The organism is Methylobacterium sp. WL12, from assembly GCF_008039475.1.
In the GTDB taxonomy this organism is placed as follows: Bacteria; Pseudomonadota; Alphaproteobacteria; order Rhizobiales; family Beijerinckiaceae; genus Methylobacterium; species Methylobacterium cerastii.
The window spans coordinates 1-25,808 of the sequence record NZ_VRUW01000037.1 but is presented as its reverse complement, the minus strand read 5'-3'; the positions used below and the strand labels follow the sequence as shown (position 1 = coordinate 25,808).

Annotated in this window: 24 protein-coding genes; 15 read left to right on the top strand and 9 right to left on the bottom strand. The window is 71.4% G+C overall.

All coding sequences use genetic code 11. The features are described from left to right. The first annotated feature begins 70 nt into the window (after positions 1–70). Positions 71–280, top strand: coding sequence for a Flp family type IVb pilin (locus FV226_RS15075; protein WP_147763541.1), 210 nt, complete (start codon positions 71–73; stop codon positions 278–280). Between the two features lie 7 nt (positions 281–287). On the opposite strand, the gene FV226_RS15070 is transcribed toward FV226_RS15075, so the two are convergent. The 3 genes from FV226_RS15070 to FV226_RS15060 all read right to left on the bottom strand — a co-directional run bounded on the left by FV226_RS15070 (position 288) and on the right by FV226_RS15060 (position 4,696). Further along, positions 288–1,064: a DUF937 domain-containing protein gene (locus tag FV226_RS15070; protein WP_187277396.1), complete on the bottom strand. Its 777-nt coding sequence runs from the start codon at positions 1,062–1,064 to the stop codon at positions 288–290. A gap of 157 nt (positions 1,065–1,221) precedes the next feature. Then, positions 1,222–2,661: an MATE family efflux transporter gene (locus FV226_RS15065; protein WP_246691610.1), complete on the bottom strand. Its 1,440-nt coding sequence runs from the start codon at positions 2,659–2,661 to the stop codon at positions 1,222–1,224. 4 nt (positions 2,662–2,665) lie between these two features. After that, positions 2,666–4,696 (bottom strand): monovalent cation:proton antiporter-2 (CPA2) family protein, encoded by a 2,031-nt coding sequence (locus FV226_RS15060; protein WP_147763540.1) that lies wholly within the window; start codon positions 4,694–4,696, stop codon positions 2,666–2,668. 383 nt (positions 4,697–5,079) lie between these two features. Here FV226_RS15060 and FV226_RS15055 point away from each other — a divergent pair, with 383 nt between their 5' ends. From FV226_RS15055 to rnhA, 5 genes are all read left to right on the top strand, one after another. Further along, positions 5,080–6,768 carry an MCP four helix bundle domain-containing protein gene (locus FV226_RS15055; protein WP_147751271.1) on the top strand — a complete coding sequence of 563 codons (1,689 nt, stop codon included), beginning with the start codon at positions 5,080–5,082 and terminating at the stop codon, positions 6,766–6,768. Positions 6,769–7,059: 291 nt separating this feature from the next. Then, entirely contained in the window at positions 7,060–7,992 is a 933-nt protein-coding gene (locus FV226_RS15050) for a cytochrome c oxidase assembly factor Coa1 family protein (protein WP_147751272.1), read from the top strand. A 285-nt stretch (positions 7,993–8,277) separates the two neighbouring features. Beyond that, positions 8,278–9,285 (top strand): 4-hydroxy-3-methylbut-2-enyl diphosphate reductase, encoded by a 1,008-nt coding sequence (ispH, locus tag FV226_RS15045; protein ID WP_147751273.1) that lies wholly within the window; start codon positions 8,278–8,280, stop codon positions 9,283–9,285. 113 nt (positions 9,286–9,398) lie between these two features. Next, the gene (locus tag FV226_RS15040) at positions 9,399–10,364 is read left to right on the top strand and encodes a homoserine kinase (protein WP_147763539.1); all 966 of its coding nucleotides are present in this window, start codon (positions 9,399–9,401) and stop codon (positions 10,362–10,364) included. Further along, positions 10,361–10,831 carry a ribonuclease HI gene (gene rnhA, locus FV226_RS15035; RefSeq protein ID WP_147751275.1) on the top strand — a complete coding sequence of 157 codons (471 nt, stop codon included), beginning with the start codon at positions 10,361–10,363 and terminating at the stop codon, positions 10,829–10,831. The genes FV226_RS15040 and rnhA overlap by 4 nt, the downstream gene beginning before the upstream one ends. Positions 10,832–10,846: 15 nt before the next feature. Here the strand turns inward: rnhA and FV226_RS15030 are convergent, their stop codons facing one another. Together FV226_RS15030 and FV226_RS15025 are read right to left on the bottom strand one after the other, a co-directional pair. Continuing rightward, the gene (locus tag FV226_RS15030) at positions 10,847–11,488 is read right to left on the bottom strand and encodes a DedA family protein (protein WP_147751276.1); all 642 of its coding nucleotides are present in this window, start codon (positions 11,486–11,488) and stop codon (positions 10,847–10,849) included. A gap of 97 nt (positions 11,489–11,585) precedes the next feature. Next, entirely contained in the window at positions 11,586–12,068 is a 483-nt protein-coding gene (locus FV226_RS15025; protein ID WP_147751277.1) for a peroxiredoxin, read from the bottom strand. A gap of 276 nt (positions 12,069–12,344) precedes the next feature. On the opposite strand from FV226_RS15025, the gene FV226_RS15020 reads away from it, so the two are divergent. The 3 genes from FV226_RS15020 to FV226_RS15010 all read left to right on the top strand — a co-directional run bounded on the left by FV226_RS15020 (position 12,345) and on the right by FV226_RS15010 (position 15,225). Then, positions 12,345–12,962 carry a YqgE/AlgH family protein gene (locus FV226_RS15020; protein ID WP_147751278.1) on the top strand — a complete coding sequence of 206 codons (618 nt, stop codon included), beginning with the start codon at positions 12,345–12,347 and terminating at the stop codon, positions 12,960–12,962. Positions 12,963–13,150: 188 nt separating this feature from the next. Then, the gene (gene phaZ / locus FV226_RS15015) at positions 13,151–14,425 is read left to right on the top strand and encodes a polyhydroxyalkanoate depolymerase (RefSeq protein WP_147763560.1); all 1,275 of its coding nucleotides are present in this window, start codon (positions 13,151–13,153) and stop codon (positions 14,423–14,425) included. A gap of 68 nt (positions 14,426–14,493) precedes the next feature. Next, positions 14,494–15,225, top strand: a complete 732-nt coding sequence (locus tag FV226_RS15010) for a SprT family zinc-dependent metalloprotease (RefSeq protein ID WP_147751279.1) — start codon at positions 14,494–14,496, stop codon at positions 15,223–15,225. A gap of 97 nt (positions 15,226–15,322) precedes the next feature. Here the strand turns inward: FV226_RS15010 and FV226_RS15005 are convergent, their stop codons facing one another. Then, on the bottom strand, positions 15,323–15,697 hold the full coding sequence (locus FV226_RS15005) for a hypothetical protein (RefSeq protein WP_147751280.1): 375 nt from the start codon (positions 15,695–15,697) through the stop codon (positions 15,323–15,325). Positions 15,698–16,058: 361 nt separating this feature from the next. Here FV226_RS15005 and FV226_RS15000 point away from each other — a divergent pair, with 361 nt between their 5' ends. The 4 genes from FV226_RS15000 to FV226_RS28625 all read left to right on the top strand — a co-directional run bounded on the left by FV226_RS15000 (position 16,059) and on the right by FV226_RS28625 (position 21,094). Then, on the top strand, positions 16,059–16,535 hold the full coding sequence (locus tag FV226_RS15000) for an invasion associated locus B family protein (protein WP_246685385.1): 477 nt from the start codon (positions 16,059–16,061) through the stop codon (positions 16,533–16,535). Between the two features lie 17 nt (positions 16,536–16,552). Continuing rightward, positions 16,553–17,206, top strand: a complete 654-nt coding sequence (locus FV226_RS14995) for a hypothetical protein (protein ID WP_246691608.1) — start codon at positions 16,553–16,555, stop codon at positions 17,204–17,206. 118 nt (positions 17,207–17,324) lie between these two features. After that, positions 17,325–19,346: a glycosyltransferase gene (locus tag FV226_RS14990; protein WP_147763558.1), complete on the top strand. Its 2,022-nt coding sequence runs from the start codon at positions 17,325–17,327 to the stop codon at positions 19,344–19,346. Between the two features lie 2 nt (positions 19,347–19,348). Continuing rightward, entirely contained in the window at positions 19,349–21,094 is a 1,746-nt protein-coding gene (locus FV226_RS28625) for a glycosyltransferase (protein ID WP_246691607.1), read from the top strand. Here FV226_RS28625 and purC read toward each other — a convergent pair. Continuing rightward, complete coding sequence (gene purC / locus FV226_RS14980; protein WP_147728905.1) at positions 21,042–21,836, bottom strand: phosphoribosylaminoimidazolesuccinocarboxamide synthase; 795 nt, start codon at positions 21,834–21,836, stop codon at positions 21,042–21,044. The two genes, FV226_RS28625 and purC, sit on opposite strands and share 53 nt — an antisense overlap. 392 nt (positions 21,837–22,228) lie before the next feature. Continuing rightward, the gene (nth, locus tag FV226_RS14975) at positions 22,229–22,957 is read right to left on the bottom strand and encodes an endonuclease III (protein ID WP_147763537.1); all 729 of its coding nucleotides are present in this window, start codon (positions 22,955–22,957) and stop codon (positions 22,229–22,231) included. A gap of 20 nt (positions 22,958–22,977) precedes the next feature. Here nth and FV226_RS14970 point away from each other — a divergent pair, with 20 nt between their 5' ends. Both FV226_RS14970 and FV226_RS14965 read left to right on the top strand, forming a co-directional pair. Then, positions 22,978–23,499 carry a DUF2244 domain-containing protein gene (locus FV226_RS14970; RefSeq protein ID WP_147751283.1) on the top strand — a complete coding sequence of 174 codons (522 nt, stop codon included), beginning with the start codon at positions 22,978–22,980 and terminating at the stop codon, positions 23,497–23,499. A gap of 315 nt (positions 23,500–23,814) precedes the next feature. Further along, complete coding sequence (locus tag FV226_RS14965) at positions 23,815–25,305, top strand: amidase (RefSeq protein WP_187278764.1); 1,491 nt, start codon at positions 23,815–23,817, stop codon at positions 25,303–25,305. 9 nt (positions 25,306–25,314) lie between these two features. On the opposite strand, the gene FV226_RS14960 is transcribed toward FV226_RS14965, so the two are convergent. Next, on the bottom strand, positions 25,315–25,557 hold the full coding sequence (locus tag FV226_RS14960; RefSeq protein ID WP_147763535.1) for a hypothetical protein: 243 nt from the start codon (positions 25,555–25,557) through the stop codon (positions 25,315–25,317). Positions 25,558–25,808: the final 251 nt, after the last annotated feature.

Here is a 25,808-nt window from a genome sequence, read left to right as displayed (position 1 = left end):
TTAAAACATCGGCAAGGTGGCGTGGGTTAGGATCGTTTCAGGCCGGTTCGGCGAAGGAAAGCGATCATCGATGTCGGGGCCGGTCGTCGAAATGCCGGAGAGGGCCGAGGCCGCCTCTCCGATACGCCGCTTCGCCGCCGACGTGCGCGGTGCGACGAGCATCGAGTACGCCCTGATCGCCGGATTCGTCTTCCTCGCCATGATCGGCAGCCTACGCCTCTACGCGTCCAAGGTCGGCCAAGTCTACGCGACCATCGGCAACGCCGTCAGCCAGAACTGAGACAGCCTCAACGCGCGCCTGGCCGCCCCTTGCGCGGCCTGTGCGAGGCGTCCGGGGATTCGGGCGCGTGCGGGGCCTTGGGGTCGGCGCCGGCTTTCGTTGCGCCCGCCCTGGCCGGATCGGCCTCGGTCCAGAACGCCTCGAACAGCCCCTGCATCGCCCGCACGTTCTGCTCCTGGACCTCGGCGCCGGTCTTCAGCATCTGCTCGAACATGCCGGGCGTCGCGTCGGCCTCCGGCTTCGGCGCGGCCCGGGCAGCCTGCGGCTTTGCCGGCTGAGGTCTGGCCGGCTGCGGTTTGGTCGCCTCCTGGGCGGGCACGAAGGCCTTCATCATCTCGGCCCAGCCCGGTGCGACCGCGAAGGGCGAGGGCGCCGGGGCGGGCGCCGCCTTGGCCTCCGGAGCCTGCTGGTTCAGCAGCATGTGGACGATGCTCGCCACCACCGCGCCGGCCATCATCGGCAGCATCTGGCGCAGCACCTGCGAGCCGACGCCGCTCGCCGACGAGGCCTGCTGCAGGATCGCCTGGGTCAGGGCGGGCGAGCCGAACATCTGCCCGAGCATGCTTTCGGCCGGGCTCGCGGCGGGCCGTGCACCGCCCATCCCGAACATCTGCGACAGGCCGGTCGGGTCGGGCATGGCGCTGCGCTGCAGCCCCAGCGCGAAGGCCGGCATCAGGGCCTCCATGGCCCTGCGCGTCTGCTCGGGGGTGAGGCCGAACTGCTGCGCGACATTCTGCATCCCGGCGCCGTTTTGGGCCTGAAGCATGTCGAGCGGGTTGAACATCGCGCACGGCCTTGGTCTGTTCGTCACGCGACATCCCACTTCGGGCCGCGCGGACGAAGTCTAGACCCTTATCGACGCCGCTGACCAGTTGCCGGCGCGGGGTCCGGTCGCGGGGCGGGACGATCGGGCCGCGCATCCACCGCGGATCGCGTGAAAACTAGACCAGCGCGCCGCCCTGCGCGGGCGCCGCGGCCATCGCCGCCTCGGGATCGGGCGCGCGCACGGGCGCGACGGCGTCGCGCTCGAGCAGCGTCACGGTGCGGACGGCCATGAGGATGCCGGCCACGCCGAAGGCGAGGGAGCCGATTCCGACGCCGGCGAGGACCCCGCGCGGGCCGTACAACGCGGCGCCCGCGAGCGCCGGCGGCATCGTGCCCAGGGTCGCCCGGCCCCAGTTGAGCAGGGTCGAGCGGAACGGGAAGCCGAGGTTGTTGAACGAGGCGTTGGCGAGGAACAGCAGCCCGTTGAAGAACCACACCCCGCCGCTGACGAAGCAGAAGAACCCGAACAGGTCGGCGGCCACCCCGTCGAGTTCGAACAGCCGCATCAGGGGGCCGCGGGCGAGCACCAGGGCCGCCCAGACGATCGCGCTGTAGAGGAACGTGACCAGCGCCCCGTCGCGAAGCACGCCGCGCATCCGGTCGAAGCGGCCGGCGCCCCAGTTCTGTCCGAGGATCGGCCCGATCGAGCCCGACAGCGCGAACAGGCCGCCGAAGGCCACGGGCGTCAGGCGGTCGATCACCACGTTGGCCGCCACCGCCACCGCGCCGTAACGGGCGAGCACGTGGGCGAGGAAGGCGCTGGCCACCGAGGGCGCGAGGTTGGTGAGCACCGCCGGCAAGGCGATCCTGAACACCAGCGGCGCGTCGGCGAGCGTCTCGGCGAGGCGCGGGGCGGCGAGCATCCGGTGCTGCCGCACCCCGTGCCAGCCGACGAGTGCGAAGGTGGCGCGCGCCACGCAGGTGGTGATCGCCGCCCCGTCGACCCCGAGCCCGGCCCCGAAGATCAGCAGCGGATCGAGGCCCACCGTCACCAGTGCGCCGCCCAGCGTCACGAACATCGCCTGGCGCGCCGCGCCCACCGCCCGCAGCAGGCCCGAGAACATCATGCCGGGGCCCATCAGCACGTTGGAGGGCAGGGCGATCCAGAGGAAGCGCTCGGCCACCCGCAGCGTCTCGCCCTCCGCCCCGATCGCCCGCAGCAGTGGGTCCGAGAGCGGCAGCAGGAGCGCGACGAGGAGGGCGGAAGCCGCGATCCCGAGCAGCGTCGCCGAGGTCGCGATCCGCCGCGCGCCCGCGCCGTCGCCAGCGCCGATCGCGCGGCTGACCAGCGCGCCGGCGGCGATCATCAGCCCGATGTTGATCGCGATGGCGAAGAACTGGACGATCGCGGCGAAGCCCACCGCGGCGGTGAGGTTGGTGTCGCCGAGCTTCGACACGTAGAGCAGCGATAACAGGTCGACGACGAACACCGCCATCAGCCCGATCGAGCCGGTCGCGCTCATCACCACCACGTGGCGCAAGATCGAGCCGGTGACGAAGCGCCCGGATTCGGGTGCCGGCGGGCCCGCTTCCCCCGTGGAGGGGGGAGGGACCAGGGTCTCACCGCTCACCGTTCTGAACCTCCATCGCCGGGGTCCGGAGCGCGCGTTCGGCCTGAGCCTCCGCCTCCGCGCGGGCGTCGGCCTCGGCCTGCGCCTCGGCTTCGGCCTCGCGCTCGGCCCGGGCCTCGGCGGTCTCCGTCGGCGGGCGGTCGAGCATGCGGCCGGCGGCTTCGCGGCGGTCGTTGCCGATGATGTCGCGGGTCTCGGCGCTGAGCGCGCGGGCGGGGCGCTGCGGGGCGGTGAGCGGCTCGGGCTTCATCTCGGCCACGCCGATGCCGCGCATCCAGCCGCCGCCCTCGGGCAACGCGCCGGCCTGCTGCAGCACGAGGCGGGCGACGTCGCGCTTGCGGACGTCCTCGACTCGCGCCGCGGCGTCGGCGGAGGACAGCCCGAGGCCCTCCAGGGTGGCGCGGCCGAAGGCGAGGGCGGATTCGGCGGTCTCGCGGACGACGTAGTCCACGTCGCGGTTCATCAGCTCCACGGCGTGCATCCGGTCGTAGGCGCGGACGTAGGTGCGCACCGACTCGAACTCCTCGTGGACGATGTCGACGATCTTCAGGCTCGCCTCCGCGTCGTCGAGGCACAGGCAGACGAAGTCGACCCGGCCGATGCCGGCGGCGCGCAGCACGTCGAGGCGCGTGCCGTCGCCGTAGTAGATCCGGAAGCCGAAGCGCGAGGCCGAACGGATCTGCTCCACGTCCTTGTCGATCACGGTCACGCCGACGCCCTCGGCGAGCAGAACCTGCGTCAGGATCTGCCCGAACCGGCCGAAGCCGATCACCAGCACGCGCGCCTCCGCGCTCTCGACCACGTCCGTCGCCGGCAGCGCCTCGCCGCCGCGGCGGGCGCGGACGACGTCGAGGGCCTTGTCGAGGCCCTTGGCCGCCACCGGGCCGATCAGCATCGTGAGCGCGGCCAGCGCCACCGCGAAGCGCGTCGCGGTGGCGTCGGTGAGCCCCAGGGAGCCCGCGAGCGGCAGCAGCACGAAGGCGAACTCGCCGGCCGGCGCCAGGATCGCGGCGCCGCGCACCGCGTCGAGCCAGGTCGAGCCGAACAGGCGGAACAGCCCGGCCACGAGGGCGACCTTGACCAGGATCGCGGCCAGCGTCGCCCCGAACAGGAGCGGCCAGACCGCGCGCACCAGCTCCCCGTCGATCGACATGCCGACGCTCATGAAGAACAGGCCGAGCAGCATGCCGCGGAACGGCTCGATGTCGGCCTCGAGCTGGTGGCGGAAGTTCGATTCCGAGAGCAGGATGCCGGCCAGGAACGCGCCCATCGCCATCGACAGGCCGACCTCCTGCATCAGCAGCGCGGTGCCGAGCACCACCAGGAGTGCGGCCGCCGTCATCACCTCGCGGGCGCCGCTCGCGGCGAGCAGGCGGAAGAACCGGTTCAGGCCGTAGCGGCCGACGAGCACCACGGCGACGATCGCCGCCAGCGCCTTGCCCGTGGAGAGTGCGGCGTCCCCGAGCCAGGGCGCGCCGCTGCCGCCGCCGGCGGACGCCAGCAGCGGCATCACCGCCAGGATGCCGACGACCGCGATGTCCTGGAACAGCAGCACCGCGAAGGCGCGGCTGCCGTAGGCGGTGCTGAGGTCGCCGCGCTCCTCCAGCAGCTGCAGCGCCACCGCGGTGGCCGAGAGCGCGAGCGTGATGCCGATGATCCCGCTGGCGCTGGGCGCCGCGCCGAACAGTACGCCGAGGCCTCCGAGCACGATCGCGCAGACGACGAGCTGCGCCGTGCCGAGCCCGAAGATGTCGCGGCGCATCGAGACGAGCTGCGACAGGTGCAGCTCCAGCCCGACGATGAACAGCAGCAGCACCACGCCAATCTCGGCGACGCTCGCCGCCGTCTCCGGCTCGGCGATCAGCGACAGGCCGGACGGGCCGATCAGAACGCCGGCCACGAGGTAGCCGAGCACCGCGCTCTGCCCCAGCAGCCGGAAGATCGGCACGCCGATCACCGCCGCCGACAGGAACGTCAGCACCGGCGGCAGGAAGCTCGCATGTTCGGCCGGGCTCGCCATGAAGTGCCTGATCGCGAGGACGGGAGGTCTTGGACGGGAGGTCTTGGACGGGAGGTCTTGGACGGGAGGTCTTGGACGGGAGGTCTTGGACGAGAGGTCTTGGACCGGAAGTCTTGGACTAGACGTCCTGCCCTTACCGCGGCCGGCGCGGAGGCGCGAGGGCTTTGCGCGTGCCGTTCGTCACCCGGCCGGCCCACGGCGCGGCCTTGAGGGGGGGCGACGGCGCGGCCTTAGGGGCGGGCGCTGCGCGAAACCCCGTCCATGCGGCGCAGCTGCAGTTTGCGGTTGAACTTTTGTATTCATTAACGCTGCGCCCCTAGACCTGAGGAGGGCAATGTTCGGGGGAGCATGATCCGCTGAAGACAATATTCCCGGAGTCCGTCGTGTCGCTGAAAATCCTCTCGATCCGTGCCAAGCTCGTCGCCGCCTTCGCGACGTTGACCGCGTTCCTGCTCGGGCTCGGCATGCTCGGCCTCGTCGGCGTCTCGAGCGTCAACGGGCTGCTGGTGGACGTGCAGACGAACTGGTTGCCGAGCGTGCGGGATGCCGGCGTCGTCGATGCCCTGACCGGCCGCTACACCACCAGCCTGCTGCGCCACATGCTGACGACCGAGCCGAAGGCGCTGGCCGCGATCGATGCCGACATCGCCCAGCGCAACCAGACGATCGACGCGGCGATCGCGACCTACGCGCGCAACATCACCTCCCCCGAGGAGCGGGCGCTGTACGAGGCCTTCGTGAGTGACTGGCGCGCCTTCACGGCGACCGAGGCCCCGATCCTCGCCCACTCGCGCGCCGGCGAGAAGGCCGAGGCGCTGGCGGTGTACCAGTCGAAGGGGATCGAGACCCGCCGCAAGGCCTCGATCACGCTGGAGAAGATCATCGCGCTCAACGCCGAGGGCGCGGCGCGGGCGGAGGCCGCCGCCGTGGTCTCCGTCGAGCGCACCCGGTTCTGGATCGTGGCCGCCCTCGGGGCGGCTCTGGTCCTCGCGGTCGCGATGGCGGTGCTGCTGACCGTCGGCGTCGGGCGCGGGATCGACCGCGTCGTGCGGCCGATGCAGGCCCTGGCCGAGGGCGACCTCGGCGTGGCGATCCCGCTCCAGGGCACCCGCACCGAGATGGGTCGCGTCGCCGACGCGGTGCAGGTGTTCAAGGACGCGCTGCTGCGGATGCGCGCGCTGGAGGCCGACACCGCCCTGGCGCGGGCCGGCGCCGAGGCGCAGCGCAAGGACGCGATGCGCCAGATGGCCGACACCTTCGAGCGCTCGGTGGGCGGCATCGTCGCCACCGTGACCGCGGCGGCGACCGAGCTGCAGGCGACGGCGCAGAGCATGACCGCGACCGCGACGCAGACGGCCTCGCAGTCGACGACGGTGGCGATGGCCGCCGAGGAGGCGGCCTCCAACGTCAACACCGTGGCGGCCGCCGCCGAGGAGCTCGGCGCGTCGGTGCTGGAGATCGGGCGGCAGGTCGGCGGCTCGTCGGCGCTGGCGCAGGGTGCCGTGGCCGAGGCCGCGCAGACGGCGGCCGTGGTGCAGGAGCTGAGCGAGGCGGCGTCCCGGATCGGCGACGTGGTGGCGATGATCTCGTCGATCGCCGGCCAGACCAACCTGCTGGCCCTGAACGCCACGATCGAGGCGGCGCGCGCGGGCGAAGCCGGCCGCGGCTTCGCGGTGGTGGCCACGGAGGTGAAGGAGCTCGCCGCGCAGACGGCGCGGGCCACCGACGAGATCGGCGGCCAGATCGGGCGGATGCAGGCCTCGACCCGTCAGGCGGTCGCGGCGATCGACGCCATCGCCGGCCGGATCCGCGAGATCTCCGGGGTTTCGGCCTCGATCGCTGCGGCGGTGGAGGAGCAGGGCGCGGCGACGCAGGAGATCGTGCGCAACGTCAGCGAGGCGGCGTCCGGGACGGGGGCGGTGACGGCCAACGTCGGCGGACTCGCGGCGGCGGCCGACGAGACCGGCGCGGCGGCCTCCCAGGTGCTGATCTCGGCCACCGAGCTGTCGCGCCAGTCCGAGCACCTCGACGCCGAGATGGGCCGCATGCTCGCCTCGCTGCGGGCCGCCTGAGACGAGGGCATAGGGAGCCCGAACGGCGCCGGGCGCGTCTCGAATTCCGGGATTCGGGACGCGCGGATACGAAAGCGGGACGGAGGGCCAAGTCCTCCCCCGGGCGGGACCCGCGATCGGCCGCTATCAGGACGGTGCGGCCTGAGCTCGCACCCGGGTCGTCGGGGCGCGCGGGCCGGACACGTTCGATCGAGCTCCCGGACTTGGACCATGTCGACCGCGACCCTGCCCCCCGCTGCCCCCGCGCCCGGTTCCGCCGCGCCTTTGCCCGGATCGGCCCCGGGACTCGGCTTGCCGCGGGAGATCCCGCCGGAACTCGACCGCTGGAACTGGGGCGCCTTCCTGCTCAACTGGATCTGGGGCCTGGGCAACAACACCTTCCTGGCGCTCCTGGTGTTCGCGCCGTTCGTCGGCTTCGTGATGCCGTTCGTGCTCGGCGCGAAGGGCAGCGCCTGGGCGTGGCGGAACGGGCGCTGGACCAGCGTCGAGCATTTCCAGCGGGTCCAGCGGACATGGGCGATCTGGGGCGTCGTGGCGATGGTCGGCTCGCTCGCCCTGTTCGGCCTCCTGATCCTGGGCGTCGTCCTCGGCGTCAGCACCCTGCTGAACGAGTCCGAGCCCTACAAGCTCGCGGTAGTGCGGCTGCAGGCCAGCCCGCAGGCGATCGAGCGCCTGGGCGCCCCGATCACCGCCGGCAGCGCGGGCGGCTCGATCAAGACCGACGACGGCAAGGGCGACGGCAGCGCCGACCTGACTTTCACCGCCACCGGGCCGAAGGGAGACGGCAAGGTGTTCGTGAAGGCCGTGCGCGACGCCGACATGTGGCGGCTCACGGGCCTGCGCCTGACGCCCGCCGGCCAGGAGCAGGCCCTCGACCTTGCCCGCCCCGAGGCGAACGTGGTCGACCTGCGCTTGAAAACCTCGAACGCCGGCGAGGCCAAGACTACCTTCAAGGCGGGCGAGGAGGCGGTGCTGCTCCAGTTCACCCCGTCCGGCGTGCCGGCCGGCACCACCCTGGTCGCGGACTGGACCAAGCTGAAGGCGGCGGGCGGCGAGGCGGACGACACGTTCTACCAGAGCAAGGTCGTCCTCGACGACGTCGCGAAGAACCTGATCAGCTTCACCGTCACCTTCAAGGACGGCTGGCAGGCCGGCCGATACCGGGTCACCGTTTCCGGCGACGGCATCCCGCCGAAGTCGGCGACCTTCACCGTCGCCCCCTGACGGATCGCGGGGCGCACCGGTGGCGCCTTCTCTCAGGGGCTGCCAGCTTCACGCATCGTGCAGACGAGGACACCACCTCTTCCCTCCCCCACTGCCGGGGAAGGGAAGAGGTGACGTCGGCGGCTCCTGCTAGCGCTCACCTCCGCCCGAAAAACCCGCGCAGACGAACCGTCGCCCGCGGGGGTCACCCGCGCCGGCAAACGTGCTATACGGTTCGACCACGCGGTGGGTTTGCCGCGGCCGCCCGGTTGACAGGGCGGGTCTCCCCTCGCCACATCCCGGATCATGAGCGCCATCACGAATCTCGACACCGCCTCGGACGGGGCCACCGCAACGGTCAAGCCGCCGCTGGAGATCCTGCTCGCGGCCCCCCGCGGCTTCTGCGCCGGCGTGGTGCGGGCGATCGACGTGGTCGAGCGCGCGCTCGCGATCTACGGGCCGCCGGTCTACGTCCGCCACGAGATCGTGCACAACAAGTACGTGGTCGAGAGCCTGAAGCGCAAAGGCGCGGTGTTCGTGCGCGAGCTCGACGAGGTCCCCGACGGCGAGGCGCCGGTGATCTTTTCCGCGCACGGCGTCGCGAAGACCGTGCCGGCCAACGCCGACAACCGCGGCCTGATCACCATCGACGCCACCTGCCCGCTGGTGACCAAGGTCCACCGCGAGGCCGAGATCCACCACAAGCGCGGCCGCCACGTGCTCCTCGTCGGCCATTCCGGCCACCCGGAGGTCGTCGGCACCATGGGCCAGCTGCCCAAGGGCTCGATCACCCTGGTCGAGGACCTGGAGCAGATCGCGGCGCTGACCCCCGAGAATCCCAACAATCTCGCTTGGGTGACGCAGACCACGCTTTCGGTGGACGACACCCTCCACATCGTCGCGGCCTTGAAGCAAAAATTCCCGACCATCACCGGGCCGCACAAGGACGACATCTGCTACGCCACCACCAACCGCCAGGAGGCGGTGAAGCAGATCGCACCGCTGGTCGACGCGCTGATCGTCGTCGGCTCCTCGAACTCCTCGAACTCGCAGCGCCTGCGCGAGGTCGCCGAGCGCGTCGGCTGCCCGATCACTCGCCTCGTTCTCCGCGCCGAGGAGATCGACTGGCCGGCCTTCGAGGGCATCACCAAGCTCGGCCTCACCGCCGGCGCCTCGGCCCCCGAGGTGCTGGTGGAGGAGATCATCGACGCCTTCGCCGCCCGCTACACGGTGACGGTCGACACGGTGCAGACGGTGGTCGAGGACATGGTCTTCCCGCTGCCGCGCGAGCTGCGCAGCGAAGCCGCCGAGTAGGTTTTTGCGACTTTGGGTGGCGGGTGCGATCATCCGCCCGTCCCGCCGGCTTGGGCCGGCGGGACACATCGTCGTGTGCCGATTGACCTGAAGATCGTCAGAAAAGAAGCGCCGTGGCCGTCTACACCGAGGTATCCGACGCGGCTTTGACCGACTTCCTCGCCGACTACGAGATCGGCGGGCTGCTCTCCTACAAGGGGATCGCGGAAGGCGTCGAGAACACCAACTTCTTCCTGCACACCACCGGCGGCGCCTACATCCTCACCCTGTACGAGAAGCGGGTGCGGGCCGGCGACCTGCCGTTCTTCATCAACCTGATGGAGCACTTGGCGACCCGCGGGCTCGCCTGCCCGCAGCCGATCCGCAACCGCGACGGCACGGCGCTTGGCACCCTCTGCGACCGCCCGGCGGCGATCGTCAGCTTCCTCGATGGGGTCTCGGTCAAGGCGCCGACCGCGCATCACTGCGCCGAGCTCGGCCAGGCGCTGGCGCGGCTCCACTCCGCCGGCGCCGACTTCGGGATGCGCCGCGACAACAGCCTTTCGGTCGGAGCCTGGCGCCCGCTCTTCGACCAGGCGGCGAGCCAGGCCGACGTGGTCTCGGCCGGCCTCGCCGCGCGCACCCGCGACGACCTCGCCTGGCTCGAGGCCGCGTGGCCCGCGAACCTGCCCGGCGGCGTGATCCATGCGGACCTGTTCACCGACAACGTGTTCTTCATCGGCGACGGGCTGTCGGGGCTGATCGACTTCTACTTCGCCTGCACGGATGCCTTCGCCTACGACCTCGCGATCTGCCTCAACGCCTGGTGCTTCTCCCCTGACGGCACCTACCACCGCGACATGGGCGCGGCGCTGATCGCCGGCTACGAGGGGGTGCGCCCGCTGGAGCCGGCGGAGGTCGAGGCCCTGCCGATCCTGTGCCGCGGTGCGGCGCTCCGCTTCATGCTGACCCGGCTGGTCGACTGGCTGAACGTGCCGCCGGGCGCCCTGGTCCAGCCGAAGGACCCGCGCGAGTACGATCGCCGCCTGACCTTCCATCGGCAGGCCCGGGATGCCGCCGCCTACGGGTGGACGCGATGAGCGAGGCGGCGACCGACGAGGCCCCCACCCGAGTGAAGATCTACACGGACGGGGCCTGCTCCGGAAATCCCGGCCCCGGCGGCTGGGGCGCGATCCTGATCTACGGCGACACGCGCCGCGAGATCTCGGGAGGCGAGGCGCACACCACCAACAACCGCATGGAGCTGCTCGCCGCGATCGAGGCGCTGGAAGCGCTCAAGCGGCCCTGCCGCGTCGACGTGTTCACCGACTCGCAGTACCTGCGCCAGGGCGTCACCACCTGGATCCACGGCTGGAAGGCGCGCGGCTGGCGAACCGCCGACAAGAAGCCGGTGAAGAACGAGGACCTGTGGCGCCGCATCGACGAGGCCCGCACCCGGCACGCGGTCGAGTGGCACTGGGTCAAGGGCCACGCCAGCGACCCGCTGAACAACCGCGTCGACGCCCTTGCGGTGGCCGCGATGGCGCCGTTCAAGACCAGGCGCTGAACGGCTCGCCGCCGCTCAGGCGAGGGGGCCGGGGATCGCGCGCTCCGCTTCGGCCAGCAGCCGCGTCTCGTGGCGGCGCACGAACAGCCACAGGGCCAGGCCGCCGAAGATCACCACGGCCAGCAGCGCCAGCCCGACGGGGCCGGCGATGGTCTCGATCGAGCGGCCGCAATAGTACGAGCCGAGGCCCATGGCGGTCGCCCAGGTGAGGCCGCCGAGCCCGTTGAACAGCATGAAGCGGCGGGCGTCGAGCCGGTTCACCCCGGCGAGCAGCGCCGCGTAGGCCCGCAGCATCGCGGTGAAGCGGCCGAAGAAGACGATCTTCCCGCCATGCTCGCGGAACAGGTACTGCCCGAGCTTGAGTCGGCCGTGGTCGAGGGCGATCAGGCGGCCGTAGCGCAGCAGCAGCGGCATGCCCCAGCGCCGGCCGACCCAGTAGCCGAGGTTGTCGCCGATGATCGCGGCGGCCGCGGCGGCGGCGATGATCAGCGCGATGTTGAGGTTGCCGGTGGTGCCGGCGTAGACCGCCGAAGAGATCAGCACCGTCTCGCCCGGCATCGGCACGCCGGCGCTCTCCAGGGTGATGATGACGAAGATCGCGACGTAGCCGTAGGAGGCGATCAGGTCGGCGATCGGCAGTTCGTGCAGGAAGGACATGCGGCCCCTGAGGTTGGACGGGCCGCAATTCGCAACGGGAAGGTGGCCATTCGAGGGCGCGGGTCCGCCGCGCCCCCGTCCGACCGAACCCTTGGGTTCAGATCACCTTGAGCAGCGCTTCAGCGCTCGAGGTGTCGGCCTTCGAGGGCGATTCCTCGACGTTGAGCACGCGCACCACGCCGTCTTCGACCAGCATCGCGTAGCGCTTGGAGCGGAGGCCGAGGCCGAAGCCGCTGCCGTCCATCTCGAGACCGAGGCCCTTGGCGAAGTCGCCGTTGCCGTCGGCCAGGAACTCGAGCCCTTCCGCGCCGCTGGCCTTCGACCACGCTTCGAGCACGAACACGTCGTTGACCGAGGTGACGGCGATGGCGTCGACGCCGCGGGCGAGGAGCGCATCCTTGTTGGCGACGAAGCCAGGCAGGTGGTTGCGGTGGCAGCTCGGGGTGAAGGCGCCCGGCACGCCGACCAGCACGACGCGGCGGCCCTTGAACACGTCGTCGGTGGTCTTGGCCAGGGGACCCTCGGGGCCGGTGATGCGGAAGGTGGCCTGGGGCAGATGATCGCCGACCTGAATCGTCATGGCTGAACGTTCCTTACTAAAGTGCGGTCCGCCGAAGGGGACGCCGGTTCGGCGAAGGACGCACGTCACGAGAAGAGCTTGGTGCCGTTCCCCGTCGCGATGCGACCCGGAACGGCGCCGGCGCGTCGCGGGACGGCACCGCTTCGGATGGCCGGTGACCTAGCGCGGCCCGCCGGGGCTGTCGAGCGAGACGCGGCCGTCCGCGCGCCCGCGAGGCCGGGGCTGCACGGCGTTTTGTCCGCTGGACATCGGGGGGGCTGAGCGTAGCATGCCGGGATGCCCAGGCCTTCGACACCGACGCCCGCTTCCAGCGATCCCGCCTACCTCGACGGCCAGTTCCTCGTGGCGATGCCGGGGATGGCGGATGCGCGCTTCGCCCGATCCGTCATCTACGTCTGCGCGCACTCGGCCGACGGCGCCATGGGCATCATCGTCAACAAGCCGGTGACCGACCTGTCGATGCCCGACCTGCTGGTGCAGCTCGACGTGGCGGGCGAGGCCGACGCGATCCGCCTGCGCGAGCGGGTCGGCCACATGCCGGTGCTGATGGGCGGCCCGGTCGAGGGCAAGCGCGGCTTCGTGCTCCACACCGACGACTTCCACATCGACCAGTCGACGCTGATCATCGACGACGGCATCTGCCTCACCGCCACCGTCGAGATCCTGCGCGCGATCGCGGCCGGCGACGGGCCGGCCAGCGCCGTGCTGGCGCTGGGCTATGCCGGCTGGCAGGCGGGCCAGCTCGAGAGCGAGATCATGGCCAACGGCTGGCTCAACTGCCCGGCCGACCCGGACCTGATCTTCCACGCGGATCTGGCCGGCAAGTACGACCGGGCGCTGCGCGGCAACGGCATCGACCCGGCCATGCTCTCGGTGAGCGCCGGGCGGGCCTGAGGGCGCGCCGGTCGATCCGCCGGGGCGACGACAGCGAACACGCCCGCGCTGACACCGATCGCATCACGCTCGCGCGACCGTCGGCACGTCTGCGCAGCCGGCCTTCCCCGGAACCATCGCCGTGGTAAGGTGGTTGCCTGCGACGCCCCACGTCGACGTCCGGGTGAAGGAGCGTTCCCATGGCTCGAATGGATCTCGCCTACACTGCCTTCGAGGGCATGCGGTACATGATGGCGCCGGCGCGCATGGCCGCCGACATGGCGTGGTTCGGGCTGCAGAACCCGGCCAACCCGCTCTCCTACTCCCCCTATGCCCGCTCGATGGTGGCCGGGTGCGAGATGTTCGAGCGCGCCACCCGCCGCTACGGCAAGCCGGCCTTCGGGTTGTCCGAGACGGTCGTCGACGGCGTCGCCGTGCCGGTGACCGAGCGGGTGGTGTGGGAGCGGCCGTTCTGCCGGGTGATTGCGTTCGAGCGCGCCTTCGCCAACCCGCCGGCCGAGCCGCAGCCCAAGCTCCTCTTGGTGGCGCCGATGTCGGGGCACTACGCCACGCTGCTGCGCGGCACCGTCGAGGCGATGCTGCCGAACCACGACGTCTTCATCACCGACTGGTCGGATGCGCGCATGGTGCCGCTGCTCGCCGGGCGGTTCGATCTCGACAGCTACATCGACTACTGCAAGGCGATCTTCGCCGCCCTCGGGCCGGACCTCCACGTCATGGCCGTGTGCCAGCCGGCGGTTCCGGTGCTCGCCGCGGTGGCGGTGATGGAGGCGGCCGGCGACCCCGGCGTGCCGGTCTCGATGACCCTGATGGGCGGGCCGATCGACACCCGCCGTTCGCCCACCGCCGTGAACTGCATGGCGCAGGAGCGCGGGCAGGCGTGGTTCGAGTCGAACACCATCTCCTACGTGCCGCCGATCCATCCGGGCGCGTTCCGGGCGGTCTATCCCGGCTTCCTGCAGCTGGCGGGGTTCATGGCGATGAACCTCGACCGGCACAGGGACGCCCATTCCGACATGTTCGACCACCTCGTGAAGGGCGACGGCGACTCGGCCGAAAAGCACCGCGCGTTCTACGACGAGTACCTGGCGGTGATGGACCTGACGGCCGAGTTCTACCTCCAGACCGTCGAGACGGTGTTCGTGAACCACGACCTGCCCAAGGGCACGATGCGCCACCACGGCGTCCCGGTCGACCTGACGGCGATCCGAAACTGCGCGATCCTCGCGGTGGAAGGCGAGAACGACGACATCTCCGGCGTCGGCCAGACGCTCGCCGCCCTCGACCTGACGCCGAACTTGGCGGCCGAGCGCAAGGCCTACCACCTGCAGCCGGGCGTCGGGCATTACGGCGTGTTCAACGGCTCGCGCTACCGCACGGTCATCGCCCCCCGCATCGCCGCCTTCGTGCGCGAGATGCAGGGGCTGCCCGCCGCCGAGCGGCCGCTGCGGCTCGCGAGCTGAGCGGACGACCGCAAGAATCTGTGGCCTTCGCCCTTTAGGGGCGGGGGCGGCGGAGCTAGACTGTCGTCATGCCCTTCGCGCTGCTGCGACGTCCCGATCCCGACCATCTCGACATCGTCCACGCGGGCGAGACCTACCGCATCGCGGTACGCCGACGCCCGACCGCGCGGCGCCTGACGCTGCGCGTCTCGGCCGCGACCGGCGAGGTGGTGATCACCCTGCCGGCCCGCAGCGCGATCAGCACGGCGCAGCGTTTCGCCGTGAGTCACGGCGGCTGGATCGCCGCCCGCCTCGCCCGCGTGCCCGAACGGGTGCCGCTCGCAGAAGGCGCGATGGTGCCCTTGCGCGGCGTGCCGCACCGGATCGTGCGGCGGGGCTCGCGCAGCGGGATCACCCGCATCGAGGAAGGGGCCGAGCCCACGCTCTCGGTCTCGTGCGGCCCCGAGCACGTCGCCCGCCGGGTGCGGGCCTTCCTCGACGAGGCAGTGCGGGCCGACCTCGCGCGCGCGGTGACGCACTACACCGCCAAGCTCGGCCAGGGGCCGGTGCGGATCACCGTGCGCGACACGCGCAGCCGCTGGGGCTCCTGCACCGCGGGCGGCGCCCTCAACTTCTCCTGGCGCCTGATCCTCGCGCCGCCCTTCGTGCTCGACTACCTCGTCGCCCACGAGATGGCGCACCTGCGCGAAATGAACCACTCGGCCCGGTTCTGGACCCTGCTGGGCCAGCTCTGCCCCGAGGTCGACGCGGCGGAAGCCTGGCTCAAGCGCAACGGCACGGCGCTGCATCGTTACGGATGAGGGCGTGAGCGGAACATTCCCTCCCGCGCAGAGAGGGGAGGGGTGCGTCGCGAGAAGTCATGACGCCCTCGGCCGCAGTATCGAAGGCAGCGCCCCCTCAACCCTTCGAGCGAAGCACCCGCTCGCGGGACACGCGTTCGGCCGGCCAGGTCGGGCGCGGGTCGACCTCGCCGGGGGCCAGGGTGCGGGGGGCGACGCTGTCGCAGAGCTCGCGCTGGCGGACGATGATCGGGTTGCCGTATTCGTCGCGGCGGCGGACCAAGCCGCCCTCGCGGCAGAAGCCGGCGATGGCGGCGTTGCCGTTGCGGCGGCCGTAGGGGTTCCGCTCAACCGGCGGGTGTTCCACCGTGAGCAGGCCGTCGTGGTTGAGCGAGCGCTCGACATAGGTCGTCTCGCCGATGGGAAGCGGCTCGGCCGTCGCGGCGACGCCGGAGGCGCCGAGCAGCAGGACGGTCAGGGCGAGGACACGCATGGCGCCGGCTCTCGTGTGGTGATGCATCGCAGCGATATCTAGGCCGCGCCGCATTCGGGGGATAGCGCATTGCGGCAACATTTGGTCCGCGGAAGGCCGGGTCCCGCGTGTTCGACGGCTCCGCGGACTGAACCGAGTGTCGGCTTCCCTCGAATGCCGCGCCTGCGCGTGTGCCTCGCTTGACAGCGCCGGCCCCCGCATGGTCGGAACACCCGGGTTTTCGGCAAGGCCCCGCCCGCGGGGGGTTCGGGGTACGCTCGTGAAGGGATCGTCCGTGCGGCTGCGCAGGAGTTTCGGGAGGAGTTTCGATCGCGTCCGGCGCCCGGCCTTGGGCCTGGCATCCGCGGCCCTCGCCGCTGGCGTGCTCGGCGCCGGATTCTTCGCCGGCCTGGGCGGGGCGGCTCAGGCGCAGGGGATGGTGCGCAAGACCTTCGAGGATTGGCAGCTGCGCTGCGAGACGCCGGCCGGGGCCAAGGCCGAGCAATGCGCCATGGTGCAGTACCTCGCCGCCGAGGACCGGCCGAACCTCACCCTCGTCGTGATCGTGCTGAAGACCGCCGACAACCGCGGCTACCTGCTCCGCGTGGTGGCGCCGCTCGGCGTGCTGCTGCCCTCCGGGCTCGGGCTGAAGATCGACCAGACCGATGTCGGCCGCGCCGGCTTCGTGCGCTGCCTCACCACCGGCTGTGTCGCCGAGGTGGTGATGGACGAGGGCCTCGTGCGCCAGTTCAAGGCCGGCACGCAGGCGACCTTCATCGTGTTCCAGACGCCGGAAGAGGGCGTCGGCATCCCACTGTCGATGAAGGGCTTCGCCGCCGGGTTCGACAGCCTGAAGTGACCATCGGGAGGCGCGACATGATCGGGGCTTTGGGGATCGGACGAGTGGCCCTCTGTGGGCTCGTCCTGGCGCTCGGCGCGGCGCCGGCGGGCGCCGAGGAGGGCAACGTCTTCTCCAACCTGTTCAAGTACGGCGGCACCACCGTGCCCCCGTCGCAGCCCAAGGAACTCGAGGCGGCCTATTGCCCGACCGTCGACGTGCCGGAGGGCGGCGCCGCGCTCACCAACCCGCCCGGTGCCACGGCGGCCGGCATCCGCAGCCAGGTCTCCCTCGGGCGCGTCGCCCGCGAATGCACCCGGCGGGCGGACGGGTCGATCTCCGTCAAGGTCGGCGTCGAGGCGCGCGTCCTGCTCGGTCCCTCCGGCGCGGCGGGCCGGTTCGACGTGCCCTTCACCATCGCGATCAAGCACGACGACAAGACCGTCACCACGCGCACCCGCCGCGTCGCGGTGGTGGTCGGCCCCGGCGAGGCGCAGGGCTTCACCTCGATGGTGGAGGACGACATCCCAGTCCCCGCGGCGATGAGCGCCGACTACGAGATCGTGGTCGGCCTGGGCGGCGCCCCGAAAGCGCCGACGAAGCCGAAACCCCGCCGCCGCGCCCCGGTGGCCGCGGCGCCGTCTCAAGCGACGACGTCCGAAGCCCCCGTCGAGGCGGGCGCCGCGCAGTGAGGCCGCAGCCGGGACACGGCCCGTTCCGCGCCTGACCGCCCGCCTCGGGGGCGCGACCCCGTTCCGCCTCGTGCCGGCCGCCGACCCGGTCTTCGACCGGCGCCTGGTGCTGCCGGAGATGGCGGGCGGCGGCTGGATCGTCCTCACCTATCGCGAACCGCCGACGACTCGCCCGCGCCGGCCGATGCTTCGCTTGGTCCGAGCGGAGGGCGTCGAGGACGTGGTGCTGCCCGGCGTCACACAGGCCTACGCCCACTGGCTCGGTCTGCTGCCGGACGACCTGTGCGAGATCCACCTCGCCGCCGAACCCGGCTTCGTGCTGGAGCGCGTCGGGCGCCGCAGCACGGCGAGCCTGTTCCTGCAGGCCCTGGCGACCAAGCCCTTGCGCGGAATCTCCGCGCTCTACGAAGGCCTGCGCGGCGACGAACGCCGCTACCGCGACACCCTCCGCGGCACCTGCGCGGTGACGCCGCGCGCGCGATTTCCGGATTGGGCGGCGGAGCGGGCCGCACCGCTGCCCGAACCCCGTGGCGGCATGGACCGACGGAACGCGGCGGCTGCGACCGACCCCCTCTCCCGTTCGGGAGAGGGTTGGGGTGAGGGGTCAGGTCTTTCCGGAAAGGTCACGCCCCTCACCCTGTCCCTCACCCGAACGGGAGAGGGGACCCGCGATCCAATGGCAATCCGCGTGCTCGTCCTGGCGGATGCGGATTCCAAAAGCCTCGCTGCGACGCTCGGTAGCCTGCGGACGCAGAGCCATCCCGGCTGGCGCGCCGTCGTCCTGCATGAGGCCCCCCACCAAGCCACGCTCGACGACCCCCGAATCGCGCACGCGCCGTGGCGGGACGACCGCAGCCTTCGCGATCTCGTCGGGGACGCCTCCCACTGCCTCCTCCGCGCCGGAGACCGCCTCGTATCGGAGGCGCTGGGCTTGCTCGCCACTGAAATCGGGCAGGCCGACTTGATCTATGCCGACGAGTTGCGCGGCGGCGCCCCGCGGCTGAAGCCCGATTGGAGCCCCGACCTCGCGCGCGTCACCGGCTACCAGGGCCGGCCCTGGCTCGCTGCGCCGGCCCTGCTCGCGCGGCTGCCGGATGGTCCGGTCGGGCCGAGGGAAACCTTTCCCCTCGCCCTCGACCTGATGCTCGGGCAGGCCGCGGCCGGCGTGGCACACTTGCCGCGCGTGCTGGCCGAGACGGTCGGCGCCGACCCGGATGCGGCCGCGCGCGCCGATTTGCTCATCCAGCATCGGACCGCTGTCGCCGAGCCCATGATCCGCGATCGCGTGGTCGACCTGCTCTGGCCGCTGCCCGATCCAGCGCCACGCGTCAGCATCGTGATCCCGTCGCGCGATCGGCTCGACCTGATCGAACGGGTCTGCCGCGGCGTGCTGCACGAGACCGCCTATCCCGCGATCGAATGCGTGATCGTCGACAACGGCTCGACCGATCCGGCCGTGCTCGCGCATTACGACGCGCTCCGGCGCGACCCGCGGGTCGCGATCGTGGCCTACGACGCGCCGTTCAACTTCTCGGCGATGGTCAACGCCGGGGTCGCCGCCGCGACCGGGTCGGTCGTCGTCCTGCTCAACAACGACGTGGCGGTGCTGCGCCCCGATTGGCTCGACGCGATGGTGAGGCAGGCGCTGCGGCCTAAAGTCGGTGCGGTCGGGGCCAAGCTGCTCTACGCCGACGGCACGCTGCAGCATGCCGGCGTCGTCGTCGGGCTCGGCGGCCGGGCCGGGCACATCCTGCGCAAGCGCCCGGGCGACACCACAGGGCATCTCGGGCGCCTGCGCGTCGCGCACGAGGTCTCGGCGGTCACCGCCGCGTGCCTTGCTGTTTCACGGGAAAACTACCTCGCCGTCGGCGGCTTCGACGCGGAGGCGTTCCCGGTCGACTTCAACGACGTGGATTTCTGCCTCCGCCTCGGAGCCACCGGACGCAAGACGATGTGGACGCCGGCAGCGACCCTGGCCCATCTCGAATCGGTGAGCCGCGGCCCTTCGGTCGGGGTTAAACGCGTCCGATTCGAACAGGAGGCCGCCCGGTTCGCCGAGCGCTGGCGCGACGCGATCCGGCACGACCCGTACTACCATCCAGGCCTGTCGCTCACGACCTTCGGCGAGGACCTGGAATAGCCATGGCGCGCGTAAGCCCCCCCGGCATCGTCGCCACCCTGGCGCGTCACCCGCGGCGGGCCCTCGACATCCTCTGGGCGCGGCTGACCGGCCGGCGCCTGCGCGCTCGGCAGCGCCTCGCCGCCCTCGTCGGGATCGACCACCAACTGGCGCTGCCGGCCGCCATCCTCGACCGCTTCCCGATCGAACGCGAGGCGGCGGACGAGCCCGACCTGCACGTGCTCACCGCGCCGGGCCATGCCCTCGTCGCGGGCGCCCGCCGAACCTTCGCCGACGCCTTCGCCGCCGATCCCAGCCTGCACGCGCTCTACGGCGACGCGCTGATCCAGCCGACGCCCGGGGGGCCGGTGTTCCCGCTGCTGCGCCCGGCCTTCGATGCGGACTACCTGATGGCCGTCGATTGGCTCGGCCCAGTGCTGGCGCTGCGCCGAACGAGCTTTTTGCAGATCGCCGGCGCGGATGCGGAGATCTCTGCGCTGGAGGCCGTGCTGCGCATCGCCGAGCGCTACGGCGTCGGCGCGATCGGGCACCTGCCGGGGATCGCGTCGGTTCAAATCGGGGCCGATGTGGGCGGCGCCGGTGGCCGAAGCCCGGCGCGGGTCCCCTCTCCCGTTCGGGAGAGGGACAGGGTGAGGGGCCAGGTCTTTCCGGCGCGGTCGCATCCCCCACCCCAACCCTCTCCCGGACGGGAGAGGGGGCCGGTCGGCGAGGTGGAAACATCGAGTCCGCAGAAGGAGCATTCGCTGGATCGGCGTCTCGCGATCCTCCGCCGCCACCTCGACCGCACCGGGCGGGCCGAGACGGAACTCGCGCGTGAACCCGACGGCATCGTCGTCGTCCTGCATCCGCTGCCCGACCCACTCCCGCTCGTCAGCGTGATCGTGCCGACCCGCGACCGGGTCGACCTGCTGCGGCCTTGCCTGGAAAGCCTGCGCACGCAGACCGGTTGGCCGAACCTCGAGATCCTGGTCGCCGACAACGACAGCGGCGCGCCCGAGACGCGGGCCTATTTCCGCATCCTGGAAGGGGAGGGGGTGCGCATCGTCGACTGCCCCGGCCCCTTCGACTTCGCCGGCATGAACAACGCCGCCGCCGCCCTGGCGCAGGGCGCGGTGCTCGCCTTCGTCAACAACGACGTCGAGGCCTTCGCGCCGGGCTGGCTCGGGCGGATGGTGCGCGAGGCGCTGCGGCCGGAGGTCGGCGCGGTCGGCGCCAAGCTGCTCGACGGGGCGGGGCGGATCCAGCACGGCGGCATCGTGCTCGGCACCGGCGGGCTGGCGACCCACGCGCACCGGCACTTTCCGGGCGACGCCCCCGGCTACGGGATGCGCCTCCAGGCGACGCACGCGGTCTCGGCCGTCACCGCCGCGTGCCTCGTGGTCGAGGCGCGGAAATTCCGCGCGGTCGGCGGCTTCGACGCCGAGCACTTCCCGGTGGACTTCAACGACGTCGACCTATGCCTGCGCCTGAATGCGGCCGGCCATCGCACGCTGGTGGCGCCGGGCGCGGTGCTGCATCACCACGAGGGGGCGAGCCGGAAGCGCTCGCAGGAGGCCGAAAGCCGCCACGCCCGCGAGGTCGCGGCATTTCAAATGCGATGGGGGCCGCTGCTGGCGCAGGACCCCCATTATCATCCGGCCTTCGACCCGAACCTTTCGACCCACGCGCGGCTGCGCGCGGGATGGTTCGACCAGCCTACTGGACCAGGCGCGGTCCGCCGGTCTGGACCTTCTCGTTCTCCGACATGATGCCGAGACGCTTGGCGACCTCGGTGTAGGCCTCGATCAGCCCCCCGAGGTCCTTGCGGAACCGGTCCTTGTCGAGCTTGTCCGCGGACTTGATGTCCCACAGGCGGCATGAATCCGGGGAGATCTCGTCGGCGACGACGATGCGCATCATGTCGCCTTCCCACAGACGGCCGGTCTCGATCTTGAAGTCGACGAGGCGGATGCCGACGCCGAGGAACAGGCCAGACAGGAAGTCGTTGACGCGGATCGCCAGCGCCATGATGTCGTCGATCTCCTGGGGCGTGGCCCAGCCGAACGCGGTGATGTGCTCCTCGGAGACCATCGGGTCGTTGAGCGCGTCGTTCTTGTAATAGAACTCGATGATCGAGCGCGGCAGCTGCGTGCCTTCCTCGAGGCCCAGCCGCGTCGCCAGCGAGCCGGCGGCGACGTTGCGCACCACCACCTCGAGCGGGATGATCTCGACTTCGCGGATCAGCTGCTCGCGCATGTTGAGCCGGCGAATGAAATGGGTCGGCACGCCGATGTCGTTGAGGTGCTGGAAGACGAATTCCGAGATCCGATTGTTCAGCACGCCCTTGCCGTCGATGATCTCGTGCTTCTTCGCGTTGAAGGCGGTCGCGTCGTCCTTGAAGTGCTGGATGAGCGTTCCCGGCTCCGGACCCTCGTAGAGGACCTTCGCCTTGCCCTCGTAGATGCGACGGCGGCGGTTCATAGGCGTGTACCGTGGTTTGAGGAAGTCCATCGGGCCGTGGCTCCTGGGCGACGTGACGTGCGCGGATTCCGCGGCGTTCAGACCTCGCGAGAGGTCGGGCCGCGGGCACAAGTCATGACTCCAGAACTCCGGCGGCCGTGCCGCAAACTACCCGAAGCGCGTTGGCAGCACAACGCGTTAGCCGGGTGGGGGATACGCGCCGTGCGCTCTTCACTTCCCCGGAAAGGCCGCCGGTTTCGTCGAGCTCCGCGGGTACCGAAGCGGGCGCCAGTCCCTTCTCCCGTTCGGGACAGGGAGACGGTCGGCGTTTCGAGCGACTCCTTCGATGCCGTCGCCCACGGATGCGAAAGTTCGATCACGGTAGAGGAAAGGTAAAGGCGCGGGTTCCCACTCCCTCTGGACGATAGAGCCGCGGGCCGCCCTCACACCGTCTTGTCCGGGTAGCGGCACAGGTCGGCGATCGGGCAGCGCGGGCAGTCGGGCTTGCGCGCCTTGCAGACGTAGCGCCCGAACAGGATCAGCCAATGGTGGGCTTTGAGCCGGAAGGGCTCCGGCACCAGCGCCTCCAGCCCGGCCTGGACCTTGTCGGTGGTGGCGGCCACCACCAGGGGGATGCGGTTGGCCACGCGGAAGATGTGGGTGTCGACGGCGATGCGCGGCTCGCCGAAGGCGACGTTGAGCACCACGCTCGCGGTCTTGGCGCCGACGCCGGGCAGCACCTGCAGCTCGGCCTGGCTGCGCGGCACCGCGCCGCCGTGCTGCTCCACCAGGATGCGCGAGAGCGCGACGACGTTCTTCGCCTTGGTGTTGAACAGCCCGATCGTGCGGATGAACCCGCGCACCTGCTCCTCGCCCAGCGCCAGCATCGCCTCCGGGTTGTCGGCGACGGCGAAGAGCGGCCCGGTCGCGCGGTTCACGCCGACATCGGTCGCCTGGGCCGACAGCACCACCGCCACGAGCAGCGTGTAGGGGTTGAGGAATTCGAGCTCGGCCCGCGGCTCCGGGTCGGCCGCCCGCAGGCGGGAGAAGATCTCGACGAGGGTCTCCGGCCCCACGGGCTCGGGCGCGCGGGTGGCGCGTGCGACGATCGGTCGGGCGAGCGTGGCCCCGATCGCGGCTTTCTTCACGGCGGGCGGCTTCCTGGCTGGCATCGTCGGGTTATATTGGCCCCATGGCGAGCGGCAACCTCCACGTCCACCCGGACGGCCTCGATCCCGACACCATCGACCAGCCGGTCTTCTCGGCCACCATCCGGCCGGCCCAATCCCTGAGCCGCGTCGGCTTCAAGGTGGTGATGACCGGCTGCTGCCTCGTCTCCCTGGTGATCTCGGTGTGGTGCTGGCGCATGGGCTTCTGGCCGATCGCCGGGTTCTTCGGCCTCGACATGCTGGCGATCTACGCCGCGCTCAAGGTCAGCTTCCGCCGCGGCCGCTCCTTCGAGGAGGTGATGATCTCGCAGCTCGAGATCCTGCTCACCCGCGTCAGCCACCGCGGCGAGCGCCACCAATGGCGCTTCAACCCGCTCTGGACCAAGCTGACCCAGGTCGAGGACGAGGAATATGGGCTGCAGCGCCTGACCCTGGTCTCGCGCCGGGAATACGTGGTCGTCGCCCGCGACGCCTCGCCCGACGAGCGCGCCCGCATCGCCCGCGGCCTCACCGGGGCGCTCGCGCAGGTGAAGAAGGGGTACTGACGGAAGGCACCGACGACGCATCACCCAAACTAAGGTGCACCCCCTCTCCCCGCGTGCGAGGAGAGGGCTTTGCCGACCTCGTCGTCGGCCAAGCGAGGCGGTAGCCGAAGGTGAGGGGGCTTGGCCGGAAGAGCCACGTCCGCCACCTCCCCCTCACCGCCGCTTCGGCTTCGCCTTCGCTCCCCGCACGGACGACGAGGTCCGTGCGGGCCTCTCCCCGCATGCGGGGAGAGGGGATGCGCGGCACCACCTGTCATTCCCGGCCTCGTCGGCACGGAAGATGCCTCGGTCCTCACACCTGAGCGGAGGGCGCACGTGCACGACACCCCCACCATCGACCGGCGCACCCTGCTCGGCGGCATCGCGACGGCTGCGGCCGTCGCGGCGTCGCCCGCACGTGGGACCGAGGCGAACGCCATCACCGCCGCCTCGGCGGGCGAGCTGGCCGAGGCGATTCGCAGCCGGCGCTACAGTGCGGTCGAGGTGGTGGAGGCGCATCTCGCCCGCATCGCCGCGGTCAACCCACGGCTCAACGCCGTCGTCCAGGTCACGGCGGAGTCAGCCCGCCGCGAGGCCGCCGCCGCCGACGCCGCCCTGGCGCGGGGCGAGGCACCAAAACCCCTCCACGGCGTGCCGGTCACGATCAAGGACACGCTGGAGACCGCGGGCGTGGTCTGCACCGGCGGCACGCTCGGCCGCGCCGGCTTCGTGCCGAAGGCCGACGCCACCGCGGTGGCCCGCCTCCGCGCGGCCGGCGCGATCGTGCTGGGCAAGACCAACGTGCCGGAGCTGGCCGGCGCGCTGGAGACCGACAACCTGGTCTACGGCCGCACCAACAACCCCTACGACCTCGCCCGCACCCCGGGCGGCAGCAGCGGCGGCGAGGCGGCGATCGTCGCCGCCGGCGGTTCGCCCCTCGGCCTCGGCACCGATGCCGGCGGCAGCATCCGCGTGCCGGCGCATTATTGCGGCCTCGCCGCCCTGAAGCCGACCTCCGGCCGCATTCCGCGCACCGGGCAGTTCCCCCGGCCGATGGGCGCGCGCAACAGCGTGTTCCACGTCAGCCTGATCGCCCGTCGCGTCGACGACCTCGCGCTGGCGCTGCCCGTCGTCGCCGGGCCGGATTTTTCCGACTACACCATCGTCGACATGCCCCTGCGCGATCCCCGCGCGGTCGTCCTGCGCGGATTGAAGCTCGCCTGCTTCGACGACGACGGCGCCTCCGCCCCGACCCCGGAGATCGCCGCCGCGATCCGCTCGGCGGCGCGGGCCTTCGCGGAGGCGGGCCTCGCTGTCGAGGAGCGTCGCCTGCCGGACGCGGACAAGGCGGCTGCCATCTACTACGACATGACCCGGGGCGACGGCGGCGCCGGCACCCGCGCCTTCCTGAGATCGATCGGCACCGACCGGATCTCCCCGCTGTTCGAGCAGTCGCTGAACTCGCGCGCGGCGCCGGCCATGCCCGACATCACCGCGGCGCTGGCGGCGTTCAACCGCTGGGACGCGTTCCGCAACGCGCAGCTCGCGTTCCTGCACGGCTACGATGCGGTGCTCTCCCCGGTTCTACCCTACGTGGCGCCGCCGCACGGCACCAGCTTCGATCCGGTGCTGCAACGCGGGGCGGGCTATGCCCAGAACCACAACCTCACCGGTTGGCCGGCGGTGGCCGTCCGCGTCGGGACCTCGCCGGAGGGGATGCCGATCGGCGTGCAGGTGGCGGCCCATCCCTGGCGCGAGGACGTCGCCCTGGCGCTCGGCCGCCATCTCGAGGCGAGCTTCGGCGGCTTCTCCCCGCCTGCGCTCTGAGCGATCGCCTTACTCGCCCGGTGTCCAGTCGATCCGCGGGCGCTGCGCCAGAATGCGGTCGAAGTAGTTGGCCACCGCCTGCGCCCCGTCCGAATGCATCATCGCCACCGGGTGGGCGAGGTAGGCGCGCGCCAGTTCCAGCGGCATCTCTCCGGCCTTCAGAGCGCTCAGCACCGCATCGATGAAGGCGTCGTTGGCTTCGTTGAAGTCATTCGACAGCTTCTTGCGGTCGTTCAGGGCCTTGATCGCCATCGCGCGTGCTCCGTGCCGCCCCCGTGGCGACGCGGTTCTACGGATAGGGGGACGGATCGTTCCGCGATGCGGATGCCCCCGGGTCATGGAAGGGCGTCGCTGTTCGCCTGGGCCGCCTTCCAGCCTCTGTCATGTCTCTGTCGTGAAAATCCGCAAAAGTTCCATTTCGCCTGTTGACGGGCTGCGTGGGTGTCCGTATACCCCTGTTCATCGAACGGGGGCGGCGGCGACGCGGTTCTGGTTCGGGACCA